The sequence below is a fragment of the Clostridium pascui genome (genome assembly GCF_016908015.1).
Classification (GTDB): Bacteria; Bacillota; Clostridia; order Clostridiales; family Clostridiaceae; genus Clostridium_AK; species Clostridium_AK pascui.
Genome location: NZ_JAFBDB010000004.1, coordinates 76,475 through 89,209, shown reverse-complemented (window position 1 = coordinate 89,209; position 12,735 = coordinate 76,475). Strand labels below are relative to the sequence as shown.

The 12,735-nt window shown below is 30.3% G+C and carries 12 protein-coding genes; 9 read left to right on the top strand and 3 right to left on the bottom strand.

What is annotated here, in order from left to right; translation table 11 throughout:
• Positions 1-58: 58 nt before the first annotated feature.
• Positions 59-982, top strand: a complete 924-nt coding sequence (locus JOC70_RS11090; RefSeq protein ID WP_204598959.1) for an alpha/beta fold hydrolase — start codon at positions 59-61, stop codon at positions 980-982.
• Positions 983-1,254: 272 nt separating this feature from the next.
• Here JOC70_RS11090 and JOC70_RS11085 read toward each other — a convergent pair whose 3' ends face one another.
• Both JOC70_RS11085 and JOC70_RS11080 read right to left on the bottom strand, forming a co-directional pair.
• Complete coding sequence (locus JOC70_RS11085; RefSeq protein WP_204598958.1) at positions 1,255-2,139, bottom strand: DUF2156 domain-containing protein; 885 nt, start codon at positions 2,137-2,139, stop codon at positions 1,255-1,257.
• Between the two features lie 264 nt (positions 2,140-2,403).
• On the bottom strand, positions 2,404-3,285 hold the full coding sequence (locus JOC70_RS11080; RefSeq protein WP_204598957.1) for a pentapeptide repeat-containing protein: 882 nt from the start codon (positions 3,283-3,285) through the stop codon (positions 2,404-2,406).
• A 212-nt stretch (positions 3,286-3,497) separates the two neighbouring features.
• On the opposite strand from JOC70_RS11080, the gene JOC70_RS11075 reads away from it, so the two are divergent.
• The 7 genes from JOC70_RS11075 (at position 3,498) to JOC70_RS11045 (ending at position 9,298) form a co-directional block, all read left to right on the top strand.
• Positions 3,498-3,800 carry a Dabb family protein gene (locus JOC70_RS11075; RefSeq protein ID WP_204598956.1) on the top strand — a complete coding sequence of 101 codons (303 nt, stop codon included), beginning with the start codon at positions 3,498-3,500 and terminating at the stop codon, positions 3,798-3,800.
• Between the two features lie 42 nt (positions 3,801-3,842).
• Positions 3,843-4,574, top strand: a complete 732-nt coding sequence (locus JOC70_RS11070) for an MBL fold metallo-hydrolase (RefSeq protein WP_204598955.1) — start codon at positions 3,843-3,845, stop codon at positions 4,572-4,574.
• 152 nt (positions 4,575-4,726) lie between these two features.
• A complete protein-coding gene (locus JOC70_RS11065) occupies positions 4,727-5,515 on the top strand; it encodes a GNAT family N-acetyltransferase (RefSeq protein WP_243429111.1) in 789 nt (262 codons plus the stop codon).
• A 70-nt stretch (positions 5,516-5,585) separates the two neighbouring features.
• Positions 5,586-6,188, top strand: a complete 603-nt coding sequence (locus tag JOC70_RS11060) for a hypothetical protein (protein ID WP_204598954.1) — start codon at positions 5,586-5,588, stop codon at positions 6,186-6,188.
• Positions 6,189-6,495: 307 nt separating this feature from the next.
• A complete protein-coding gene (locus tag JOC70_RS11055) occupies positions 6,496-7,671 on the top strand; it encodes an MFS transporter (protein WP_204598953.1) in 1,176 nt (391 codons plus the stop codon).
• Entirely contained in the window at positions 7,671-8,312 is a 642-nt protein-coding gene (locus JOC70_RS11050) for a lactate utilization protein (protein ID WP_204598952.1), read from the top strand. The genes JOC70_RS11055 and JOC70_RS11050 overlap by 1 nt, the downstream gene beginning before the upstream one ends.
• A gap of 110 nt (positions 8,313-8,422) precedes the next feature.
• The gene (locus tag JOC70_RS11045; RefSeq protein WP_204598951.1) at positions 8,423-9,298 is read left to right on the top strand and encodes an AraC family transcriptional regulator; all 876 of its coding nucleotides are present in this window, start codon (positions 8,423-8,425) and stop codon (positions 9,296-9,298) included.
• Between the two features lie 143 nt (positions 9,299-9,441).
• Here the strand turns inward: JOC70_RS11045 and JOC70_RS11040 are convergent, their stop codons facing one another.
• Positions 9,442-10,755, bottom strand: a complete 1,314-nt coding sequence (locus tag JOC70_RS11040) for a M48 family metallopeptidase (protein ID WP_243429110.1) — start codon at positions 10,753-10,755, stop codon at positions 9,442-9,444.
• Between the two features lie 130 nt (positions 10,756-10,885).
• On the opposite strand from JOC70_RS11040, the gene JOC70_RS11035 reads away from it, so the two are divergent.
• Positions 10,886-12,730: an LTA synthase family protein gene (locus tag JOC70_RS11035; protein ID WP_243429109.1), complete on the top strand. Its 1,845-nt coding sequence runs from the start codon at positions 10,886-10,888 to the stop codon at positions 12,728-12,730.
• The last annotated feature ends 5 nt before the right edge of the window (positions 12,731-12,735 follow it).

The window sequence follows — 12,735 nt, the reverse complement described above, 5'->3', positions numbered from 1 at the left end:
TTATTTTTTCAATTGTGGTAAAATTATAGTATAAGTCATAGTTATTAGAGGTGGGTAAATGAGGAGTATTGAATTTAATATTAAAGATGTTGATGGCGTAGAAATTCATGTATACAAATGGAAAACGGAAGGTACTCCAAAAGCTGTAGTGCAAATTGCCCATGGAATGGGAGAATACTCAGCGAGATATGAATACTTTGCACAAAAGCTCATAGAAAACGGTTATGCAGTTTATATAAATGATCACAGAGGCCATGGCAAAACAGCAAAAAATAAAGAAGACTTGGGATATGTGGGAGATACAGATGGCTTCAATTGGATGATAAAAGACATGTATGAGGTAACTTTAATTGCAAAAAAGGATTACAAGAATGTACCAATATTTCTTCTAGGACATAGCATGGGTTCCTTTTTAACGCAAAAATATATAGCCCTTTATGGAAAAGAACTTAATGGAGCTTTACTTTCAGGGACAAACGGAAAGCAAGGACAAAAATTAAAAATGGGTATGGCTCTTGCAAAACTTGAAGTATCTATGAAAGGGCCGCGAAATAAGGGAAAAAGCTTAAATAATTTAATATTTAAGGGATATAACTCAAAGTTTGAACCAGAAAGAACATTCTTTGATTGGCTCACTTCTGATAAAGGTGAAGTGGATAAATATATAAGGGATGAATACTGTGGGCATGCCTTTACATCATCATTTTTTTATTATTTCTTTAAAGGTCTTGATGAACTAAGCAAGCCCCATATCTTGAATAATATTACAAGGGAGCTTCCTATATATATTTTTTCAGGTTCTGAAGATCCTGTAGGAGAAGAAGGAAAGGGCGTAACAAATTTATATAATACCTATAAAAGAATAGGAATGAAAGATGTAACTTGCAAAATTTATCAAGGTGGAAGACATGAAATGTTAAATGAAGTAAATAAAAATGAAGTAATAAGTGATATAATAACATGGATGGATAATAGAATTTAGAATTAAGACACTAGAAGCTAAAATATATAGAAATTCAGTTTAGCTTGATTTTTCATAGCAGTAAGGTAATGAAATGTAAATAATGTTGGTTTATATTATGTGTCATTAGGGCAATTGTTAGAGTTTATTAATAAAATAAGTGGCAAAGACCTTAGAACTTATGAATTGTCTGAGCAACAACGCGGGTTTTCATAAGTTCTTAGTATTTGACACTTGTAAATTTAGAAACTCTTAACTTGTTTATTAGGAACAAATATAAAAATCAACATTATTTACTTCACAATGTATTTCATTACAAGTTCCACAGGATTATATGAAAGCTTAGCCTTTCTAAGACCTTCTATACCTAAATCCTGTTCTCTATTTACATAGGTTACACTTGGCAAGTATTCTTCAAGAAAGTGTCTATTTACAAAGGCATATAATCCACGCACATCAGCATCTGCTTTTTCTATATGAATTATTGCTGTATTTTCGTTAACTACTTCGCCTATGGTAAAGGCAGAAATTTTATCATCCACGTATACTGCCATTCCTACAAAATTTATTTTGGCTATGTTTTTAAGAAGATCTTTTATTCCAAAGAGTTCATAAAGAACATATCCTTTGCAGTCATTTTTATTACACCATTCTCTTCCAGCCATTAAACAGTCATCTACTATATCTTCTGTAATAGGTACTGCTTTATAGTTATATTTTTTTACAAAGGCATTGTAATGATTTTTTTTCGCATGATACTTTTTGCCAGATAATTTAACTAAATCTTCTCTTAAATATATATAATCTGCACCATCTCTATCTTCCAGGATTTCCAAAGAATCTCCATATACTTCTTTTAAATCATTTATAAAATTTAATTCAGCATCTTTAAATAGATAATCCATATTATTTTCTTTTTTATATTCTATAAGTGTATCAACTATTTCTTTGAGATCTTTCATCTTATAACCCAATGGTTGCATAAAGTGAGATGAATGGTTGAAGTCCACTTTTTTTATAATAAGAACATCATTTATTATACTGTAATGTATTTCGCACCCTTTTCTCCATAAAAACAAACTTAAAAATGAATATTCACAAGTAGAAAAATTATAAGGTTTTATATATTTTTCAAATAAATCTTTGTCGTCTAAAGTTAATGGTTTGAATTCTAGCATCATAACACTCCTTGTTAACAATTATGTACTATTTTTATATACTTTATATTTATTCATTATTATATGTTAGTGTTTCCATAATGAATACAAAAAATAATAAATGTTAATATGTAATTAATAATCATTATTTATACACATATTAAGTATAGTATAGCTTTAAGAAAAGATAAAGTCAAACTTTCTGAATTGTACAGAATAAAAAATACCGCATATCCATTTTAAACAATGCGGTATATAGAACTCTTTATTTTATTAGAGAGCAAATCATTTTGACCAGTGTGAAGGTCTACTAAGTGACATAGGTAGCTTTGTTTCAGAATCTCCCTTTGCTGCGTTAATTTGTCCCTGAGTTAGAAAGATACTATTAGTAAGGTTAGCTCCCCTAAGATCAGAATCTCTTAAATCAGCACCAATAAGATCAGTGCCGCTCAAATCCATTCCTCTAAGGTTAGCAGCAATAAGATATGTTCCACTTAAGTTTTCACCTCTCAGATTGATTTTAGTGAGATCTTTTCCAATAAAATCTCGTCCTCGGCTAAGAGTTTTTTGGTGCTTTGAAGAAGTCTTCTGACCACCATGGAATTTGTTTCGTACAAGTTCACTGGTTTGCTTAAGCAGAGCATTAACTTTAAAGCGGTGCGATGTAATATCAAGCTCTAAGAGAGAGTCAGCACTTAAAAGAGTAAGTTTTTCGGTCTCAATTAGCATGGAGTTAAGATTGTCTTGGATATTGCGGACTGGCTCTAGCCTAAGTGCTTCTGTCAGATACCAAAGCATTTCATGAATTTGGTGCATAATTAGGAAAACCTCATACATTTGCTGTGCAGTTTCGGGATCTTCTCTCCAATCATGTCCATTATATGTGACTTGAGCAACCTTTTGTCCCGCTCCAAAACAGTCATAGGCAATACAACCTTTAAGTCCTAATTTTCTGAGGTCTTTATGGACTTTACAGCGAAAGTCTGATTGCAGATTGATGCAAGGAGTACCAGCATCTTTATTCGCAGGGAATCCTTCTGAAGCTGAAAAGTACAGTGCAACACAGCAGAAACCAAAGCAGTTGTCACAATCAGCTCGAAGATTACTGTGACTTATATTAGAAAAAGATAACTTTTGATCTTTTTTATTTTCAAAGGGATAGTTCATAGTTATTTACCTCACATAAAATAATAGAAAAAATTTCAATTTGATTTTACCATAGATACTATGATTATTCAATTTTCAAGGGGGGGTATATTTCAGCTAATTACAATTACATTTTTATTACTTAGGATATTTAAACAAAGAAAGGATTTTTGAAACTTTTAGAGAAGAATAAAGTTAGTGACTAGTATATGAATTAAGAAGGAGAAGAAGTAATGATTAAACATATTGTAATGTGGAAACTAAGAGAGTTTGCTGAGGGTAAAGAAAAACAAGAAAATGCTAAGATAATTAAAACAGGTTTAGAAAATTTACAAGATAAAATTAATGAACTTAAATTTATAGAGGTCGGCATAAATGTTAATAGCTCATCTCAAGCATATGATGTTGTTTTATACTCACAGTTTGAAAATATGGAAGATTTAGATATATATCAAAATCATCCCGAGCATATAAAAGTTGCAGAATTTGTTAAGAAAGTTGTAAATGAAAGAGTAGTAGTAGATTACGAAGTTTAAGAAGTATTAGATAGATACTTATACTTCACAGAGGAGAAATTTATGGATAATATAGTTATTTTAAAGATTAATTTTAATTTTGGATATGGTGAAAATACAATTTATCCTGTGATACTTCAAGATGAAAATGAAATGATTTTAGTAGATTGTGGATATGCTGATTTTTTACCAATGTTAGAAGAGGCAGCTTGTAAAAGACATGTAGATTTTTCTAGATTAACAAAAGTAATTGTAACTCACCATGACCACGATCATATGGGGAGTTTAGCTGAAATAAAGCAAAAGTATCCTAATGTTCAAGTTGTTGCAAGTGAAAAGGATGCTCCTTATGTGTCTGGGAGATTAAAGTCATTACGACTTGAGCAGGCTGAACAAACTCAATCTATGTTGCCACCAGAGCAACAAGAAGCGGGAAAGGCATTTCAAAATATTTTAAGAACAGTTGAAAATGTAGAAGTAGATATGACTGTAAAAAATGGAGACTACTTTACTTGGTGTGGAGGAATTGAAATTCTTGAAACGCCAGGGCATATGCCAGGACATATTTCTATTTATTTAAAAAAGTTTAAGGTTTTAATTAGCGGAGATGCTTTAGCAATAGAAAATGGCAATCTTGAAATTGCAGCACCACAATTTACACTAGATATGACAGAAGCAAAGAAATCAGTTTCAAAACTGATTAAGTACGATATACAAAAGATAATCTGCTACCATGGTGGAGAGTATCAGGGGAACATATCAAATGCTTTGGGAAATATAGAAAATATATTTTAGATGATTATAAAAATAAAATCTAGCTAAGTAAATTAGTTGGATTTTATTTTTGACAAGTGATAACTAAAATTAGAATAGTTTAATATGACATACAGTTGGCATATTTGTAGTGTTATTATAAAGTTACTATAAAATGAAGGGAGTTTTTCTATATGAAGGATTTAAAGGATCCGATGGAGATTATAACTTTAAATGAGGAAAATATCGGTAACGAACATATTTGCTGTGCTATATCAGATAAAAAATGCCTCGAAGGATACCTCAAGAAGAAGGAATGGCTGAAGCAGCAATTTACAAAAGGGTATGTATTTAAGAAATTTAATGTTAAGCATAAGGTTTTTATTGAATACTGTCCTTCTGAAATCGCTTGGATACCAATTACTGCATCAAATTACATGATAATTAACTGCTTTTGGGTTGCGGGGCAATATGCAGGAAAAGGTTACGGAAGAAGGCTTTTAGAGGAATGCGTAAAAGACTCTGAGGGTAAGGATGGGATTGTAGTTCTTACCAGCAATAAAAAGAAACCATATATGTCAGATAAAAAGTTTTTTTTAAGTCATGGATTTGAAGTTTGTGATACAGCTCCACCATACTTTGAACTATTGGTTTATAAAAACAATCCTAATGCTGAAAATCCTATTTTTAATAAGTGTGCAAAAGAAAATATATGCAGCAATAAAAGTGGGTTAACAGTATATTATTCAAATCTTTGTCCTTTTACTGAGTACTACACCAATACAGTAATAAAGGAATTAGCAAAGAGAGAAGGTATTCCATTAGATATTATTAAAATTGATAATAGAGAACAGATAGAGCATCTTCCATCAGCCTTTAGTATTTACAGCGTATTTTATAATGGTAAGTTCATTACCCATGAAATTTTAAGTGAAACAAAACTTAATAAAATTATAGACAGCATAAAAAGGGGGATATATTAATTAATGGTAATTTGTTGTAAATTACTTACATCATGTGCAAAAAAGAGTGTGCAGAATGGGGCGGTATTTAGTGAATGTGGATACTTATATTATTGGAAATATAATAATCAGTTGTCTTTTAATATTAAACTTGTATCATGAAATTTATGAAGGTGGATTTATTATTAAAAGAAAGGAAAATTTTTTCTTAATAGTATATATTATAGGATTAGCATTATGGAGTTATACAGCAGTAACAAGTTTAATAGATTATCTGCGAGGTAAGAACATTGATGCTCAAGAGATTTTGCAAATCACTATGCAAATACAGACATGTATTTTATGGATTCTAATATTGCCAATACTGGGAAAAACTCAAAATGATATATATTCGGGTGATTCAGGACTTTCTTATTTCACTAAATCAAAAAGAATTAAAAATTATTCATGGATATCTGACAATATAGTTCAATTTGAAATTTTTACAAGAAAAAATAGCATTATTACCACAGAATTAGAAGTAAACCTAGAGAAAAGAGAAGAAGTAGATGAATTTTTAAAGAAAAATATAAAAAAGATAGATGAAATGACCAATAAAAAAAGGATTTTTAAGTTAAGAATAGTAATTCTAGTAATTGCTATTATAATGGCTATGGGACATATAAGTTTAATTAAGGCAATAAGCCATATATGACAAAAGAAATAAAGTTAGAAGAAGATGAAGCTATAGCTATACTTAAAAAAACATGGAAACCTTTAATAGAAATTCAAAAAGGAAATATAAAATCTCCAAAAGTATAAAGAGTTAAGTAAAGAAGGTAATGTAGTAGGAGAGCTTATAATTGAAGAATCAGGTAAGTTGGATGAATGTGGACCTTTATTTCATTTCAAAAGAACTAGTACTTTTATAAAAAAGGACGATGGCAATTGGATATTGGATAGAATAAGTGGTTTACAAGGTATTGGATGATAATAAGGTTGAATAAAAAAGGGGAATATTTATGGGTTACAATGTTAAAGTAAATGATAATTTGAAAAGGTCTGTTATGCTTGGTTCATTTGCATTTGGTATTATTTCATTTATTTTGCCTATATACAGTAAGAGGATTGGAGGAACTGCAATAACTATTGGAGGCTTATTTTCCATATTCAGTATTGTGACTTTAATATTAAGGCCATTGATAGGAAAAGGAATAGACAGATATGGAAGAAAGAATTTTTTTACTGCTTCATTTTTATTTTATGCAATTTCTATGGGTTTGTATTCTTACTCAACTAATATTATCATGCTATATGTTAGTAGATTTATTCAAGCTGTAGGCTCTTCATTTATGTGGATTTCTGCTTATTCCATAGCAGTGGATATTGCTGATAATGAAAAAAGAGGAAGTGCAATTGGTCAAATAGATGGTGCCCATGCAAAGGGAGCATTATATGGTAGTATAATAGGTTTTAGTGTAATAAGCAATTTTACTCTTATAAGCGGATGGAGCTTTTTATTTAAAGGATATGCAGTATTATCCATAATAGCAGGATATATTGTATACAAATACATTCCTGAAACGAGAACAGTAAACAATGAAAAAAATATAGGGCATAAAGTTACATTAAATAGTGACTTTTTTAAGCTGCTAATTATAACTTTTATAAGTTCGATGTCATCTTCTATGATAACTCCACTTCTTATGGTTTATCTTCAAGATAAATTTACCACAGACATCGGGATATTAGCAACTGCATTTATTCCAGCTGCTCTTATATATGCTTTTTTACCATCAAAACTAGGTGAGTTTAGTGACAAAGTCGGCAGAATAATTCCCATGATTATAGGATTAACTGGTGCAGGCATAGTTTCTTTTGGATTTACAAATCTTTCAAGTATTAAAGTATTAATTGTACTTTGGATGTTAGAATCAATAGGAATGGTTATGGCTTCACCAGCTCAAGAAGCTTTAGTTGCAGACATAGCTGGAGAAGATACTCTTGGATCTATTTATGGTATATACTTATTAGTAACAAGTTTGGGAGCAGCTATTGGCCCCTTATTTGGAGGATGGGTATATGAATCTTTTGGACATGCAACTCCATTTTATATAAATGGAAGTATATTATTAATTGATGCTGTTTTAGTAATGCTACTGTTTAAAAATTATAAAATAGGAGGAAATAAACTATAATGGATAACAATATTTCATGGTATGTAGAAAAACAAGTTGATAGGACAATAGATAATTTAAGAAAGCATAATATGGGGGGATACTTTGTTAAGAATCAAATAGAGCTGATAGAGCTTTTAAACGAACTTATAGCTGAAAACTCTGTGGTAGGTGTTGGTGATTCTATGACACTATTTGAAACAGGAGTTATAGATTTTCTTCGTAAAGGAAATTATAAATTTTTAGATAAATATAAAGAAAATATAACAAGTGAAGAAAAGAAGCAAATTTATATACAGAATTTCTCTTCGGATACTTTTATGTGTAGTACAAATGCTTTAACTGAAAATGGAGAACTTTACAATATTGATGGTAATGGAAGTAGAGTTGCGCCAATGATTTATGGTCCTAAACAGGTTGTTTTAGTAGCTGGAATAAATAAAATTGTTAAGGACTTAGAAGAAGCAGAAAAAAGAGTTAGAAATTATTCAGCTCCAATTGACGCAAAAAGATTAAATAAAAATACTCCATGTACTACTTTGGGATACTGTGTAGACTGCAAAAGTCCTAATAGAATATGTAACGATTTTTCAATTATCACAGGACAATTTGTTAAAGATAGGATAAAGGTAATTATTGTAGGAAAAGAGTTAGGTTATTAGTTGTTATTATATACAATTTAAAGTTAATCAACCCTACATAACTGTGCATGAAATGTCGGATAGATATATTTAATTTCTGATATTCTATTGATGAAAGGGAGGTCATGAAAATGGATTTGCTCAAACAAATGAATGAAGCATTAAACTATATTGAGGAGAATCTTACTGAAGAAATTGATTTTAAAGAAGTGGCAAGGCTGGCTGTGTGCTCAGAATATCATTTTAAAAGAATGTTTTCTTTCCTTGCAGGTATTACACTTTCGGAATATATTCGCCGCAGACGACTGACTCTTGCAGCATTTGAACTTAGTAATAATACCATGAGAGTAATCGATATTGCAGTTAAATATGGATACAGCTCAGCAGATTCTTTTACTAGAGCTTTTCAAGGTTTACATGGAATAACACCATCGGAAGCCAGAAATAATGGTCAATCATTAAAGGCTTATCCACGAATGACCTTTCAATTAACAATTAAGGGAGGAAATGAAATGAAGTATAGAATTGAAGAAAAAGAGGCATTTTCCATAGTTGGTATTACAAAAAGAGTTCCTATAATTTTTAATGGAGTTAATCCAGATATTGCAGCTATGTGGGAAAGTCTAAATGGTGAAATAATAAGTGAGCTTAAGAGCCTTTCTAATGTGGAGCCTTTTGGAATAATTAGTGCGTCAGTGAATTTTTCTGAAGATCGAATGGAGGAAAAAGGAGAGCTTGATCATTATATAGGTGTAGCAACAAATAAAGATTGCCCAGGCAATTTAGCTAAACTTGACGTTTCTGCATCAACATGGGCAGTATTTGAAGCAGTTGGACCATTCCCTGAGACTCTTCAAAATATATGGGGACGCATTTATTCCGAATGGTTTCCATCTTCAAACTATGAAATAGCAGAAGGGCCAGAAATCTTGTGGAATGAACAAAAGGATGTAACTTCACCAACTTTTAAAAGTGAAATATGGATACCCGTTAGAAAAGGAAAATAATTAATTTTACTTTTAGATACTAGATGAGAGGTGTTAGATATTAGGATTATATGAAACTTTCCCTCGTAAGGTTTCATATAATCATAGTACCTAGCACCTTTAGTCTACTATATTAAGAGAATTTATCGATTACAGATTAGTGACTACTCTTTATTAAAGTATTTATCATATTTTAGTGGTTCATCTTTTTTCCAAGGTGCATAGTCCTTAGCAAATTCCACCCTTTCTAGATAAGGTGGATGAGAATAGTACCATACTTCAAATAGCTTTCCAGGATAGGGGAGAGCTAGGCTTCCTTCATGAAGTTTTATGGTAGATGTTATAGTAGCTTCTGTATTTTGAGTAAGCTCCAATTCAAATCTATCAGCTTCAATTTCCATGCGTCTAGAAACGGTATTTATTACTGGGTTACTTAAAAACATATAAAAGTTTAAAACAAGTAATATTAAAGGCAGTGCAGCAATATCAGATATCATATTGAATCCAAATTTACCTTTAGAAAGTTTAATTATATAAAGCACACTTTTATTGGTTAAGTAAAGTACAAATACAATCAAAACTCCTCCAAGAATTATGGATTTCCACACATGCCCCATTACATAGTGGCCCATTTCATGAGCAAGCACTCCTAGGGTTTCTTCATCAGTTAAATTATTTATAGTAGTATCCCATAAGACTATTCTCTTAGATTTTGAAACACCGGTCATGTAAGCATTCATTTCTTTTGTATCTACACTTTTATTTACCTGATATACATTAGTTCCTTCTAAATTTGCCTTCTTTAATTGAACTTCTATTTTTTGTTTTAGATTTTTATCTTTAATATCTTCGTATTTATTAAATATAGGATCTATACAGAAAGGAGAGACAAAGGTCATAAAAAATATAATGGGAATAGATAAAAATCCCATGTAAAGCCACCAGAGCTTTTCTTTTTTTCGTATAACATAATAAGGGAACCATATAAACAATGCTCCAGTTATAGAAGACAATAAAACACTTTTTAGAGAATCTGTAAGCCATTTTACTAAAGTTTGATTTGATAGTCCAAAATTATGAGGTTGAATAAAACTGCTATAAAATTCCAAAGGCAGCGTTAAAAGAAAGTTTATAAGTGTAAATATAACAAAATATACTGCAGATATTATAAAAAATCTGCGGGTTCTTCTCTCTATAAAATTTCTTATACCCTTTGAAAGTCCAGTTACTAAGAAAAATATTGGAATTAAAAAGGTAAGTATAAAGCTTATAGTCCATATGTTTAAATTAGATTTTTTATATTCTATTGCTTTATCGCTTACTTCAGGAAGATTAATATCTTTACTATTTACAGAAACGCTATAGGTTACCCCTTTTAAGCTTTCTAAATTTCTATGCTCTGTATAGCGGGCTAATACTATAAATAGTAAAAGAAAGATCACTGCAAATATTATTGGTTTATATGAGCATTTTTTCAAAAAAACACCTTCTTTTGACAAATTTATATTTGAAAACAGGTACATGAAAAGGTTATAATTATAAAGGTTTAACATAAATATAACAAAATTTAAAGTAAAGATTAATATATTATTTAAGGAGTGATATCATTTGCTGTTAACTAAAGAAAAAACCCATCCCCGCATCATAAGTATCATAGAATATTTTAAATATGATTCGTTATTTTATTTAACAACCATATTTATTTTTATAAAGTCCATACTTTTTTTAGGTGTTATAGCTCATGATAATGTGTCTGGAATAAATATGTTTAAGGCATTTTTTGCACCACCTCCACTTGCAGCATACCTTGCTTTTATAATGATTTTTTTAAGTATTGCATATTTGTTTAGTGGAAGAATTCATGGCTGGGTACTTTTTTTAGTTAATGTGGCTATTACTATATTATTACTATCAGACCTGTGGTATTACAGAGGTTTTGGAAACTTTATTTCTCCATACATTTTTCAGCAAACATCTAACTTGGACAACTTAACGGATTCTATACTTTCTATGGCAAGACCCATAGATATAATATTTTGGATAGATATATTATATATGCCATATATGCTTACTAAAAATAAGATAGCATATAAATATTATAAAAGAAATATAATGTCATTTTTATGGATATTACTTATAAGTATAATATCAATATATTATATCCATTATAATATAGATGTAAAAAAGACAGGAAAAGATGGACAGTACTTTTTTTATACTTGCTGGGCTCCTAATCAAACTATGTCCAACTTATCACCTATAGGATATCATATATATGATGGATATAATTACTATAATGAAGTGAAAAAGCCTTTTACTCTAAGTGATAAAGAAAATGATAAAATAAAGGCTTGGTATAAAGATAATAAAGAAAACCTGCCTGATAATGAGTATAAGGGGATTTTTAAAGGTAAAAACGTTATATTTTTGCAAGTTGAGTCTTTAGAAAACTTTGTGATTGGTAAAAAAATTAATGGGCAGGAAGTAACTCCTAATTTAAATAAAATTTTAAATAGCAGTTATTATTTTTCAAATTTTCATGAGCAGGTATATAATGGTACAAGTGTAGATTCAGACCTTCTTTCCAATACTTCAATGCATCCCGTAAGAAAAGGAGCTACGTTTTTTAGATTTCCACAAAATACTTATAATTCCTTTCCAAAGCTTTTAAAAGAGGAAGGATATTATACTCAAGCGATACATCCAGATAAGGCTTCCTTTTGGAACTGGAAAAATGGATTAACTGCTGTTGGATTTGACAATTGTATAGATTCTTCGTATTTTAATGTAGATGAAACTATAGGACTAGGGATGAGCGATGGGAGCTTCCTAAAGCAAACTATACCACTTATAAAGAATGCTAAAAAGCCATTTTATACATTTATGGTAACACTCTCAAGCCATGCACCTTTTGATATTGAATCAAAGTATAGGGAGCTTAAAATTGATAAAGCCCTTGATGAAACAAAACTTGGAGGATACTTCCAAAGCATACACTATACAGATAAGCATATAGGAATTTTCATGGATAACTTAAAAAAAGAGGGGCTTTTAGAGGATACAGTTGTTGTTATATATGGAGATCACGGCGGAATTCATAAGTACTATGAAAGTGAACTTAAGGATATAAAACCTCAAGAAGACTGGTGGATGAAAAACAACTGGGAAATTCCTCTTATCATATACAATAAGGATATAAGTTATAAGGAATTTACAGTAAATGGCGGACAAATAGACACTATGCCAACTGTAGCTTATATGATGGGAATAGATAAGTCAAAATTTGAAAACACTGCAATGGGAAGAATACTTGTAAATACAAAGAAAGATTTTACAGTGCTTTCAGACAGAACATATATAGGAGATAAGAGTAATAAAAGTCAAGTAGAACATAGTATACTAAGTATAGATATTTCAGATATGATGATTAGAAGTAATTACTTTAATAAATAGGGGGA

What these genes read in the sequence shown, in the direction of transcription:
- JOC70_RS11090 (WP_204598959.1), top strand. Translation starts at nt 59, where the DNA reads ATGAGGAGTATTGAATTTAATATTAAAGATGTTGATGGCGTAGAAATT.
- JOC70_RS11085 (WP_204598958.1), bottom strand. Translation starts at nt 2,139, where the DNA reads ATGCTAGAATTCAAACCATTAACTTTAGACGACAAAGATTTATTTGAA.
- JOC70_RS11080 (WP_204598957.1), bottom strand. Translation starts at nt 3,285, where the DNA reads ATGAACTATCCCTTTGAAAATAAAAAAGATCAAAAGTTATCTTTTTCT.
- JOC70_RS11075 (WP_204598956.1), top strand. Translation starts at nt 3,498, where the DNA reads ATGATTAAACATATTGTAATGTGGAAACTAAGAGAGTTTGCTGAGGGT.
- JOC70_RS11070 (WP_204598955.1), top strand. Translation starts at nt 3,843, where the DNA reads ATGGATAATATAGTTATTTTAAAGATTAATTTTAATTTTGGATATGGT.
- JOC70_RS11065 (WP_243429111.1), top strand. Translation starts at nt 4,727, where the DNA reads ATGAAGGATTTAAAGGATCCGATGGAGATTATAACTTTAAATGAGGAA.
- JOC70_RS11055 (WP_204598953.1), top strand. Translation starts at nt 6,496, where the DNA reads ATGGGTTACAATGTTAAAGTAAATGATAATTTGAAAAGGTCTGTTATG.
- JOC70_RS11050 (WP_204598952.1), top strand. Translation starts at nt 7,671, where the DNA reads ATGGATAACAATATTTCATGGTATGTAGAAAAACAAGTTGATAGGACA.
- JOC70_RS11045 (WP_204598951.1), top strand. Translation starts at nt 8,423, where the DNA reads ATGGATTTGCTCAAACAAATGAATGAAGCATTAAACTATATTGAGGAG.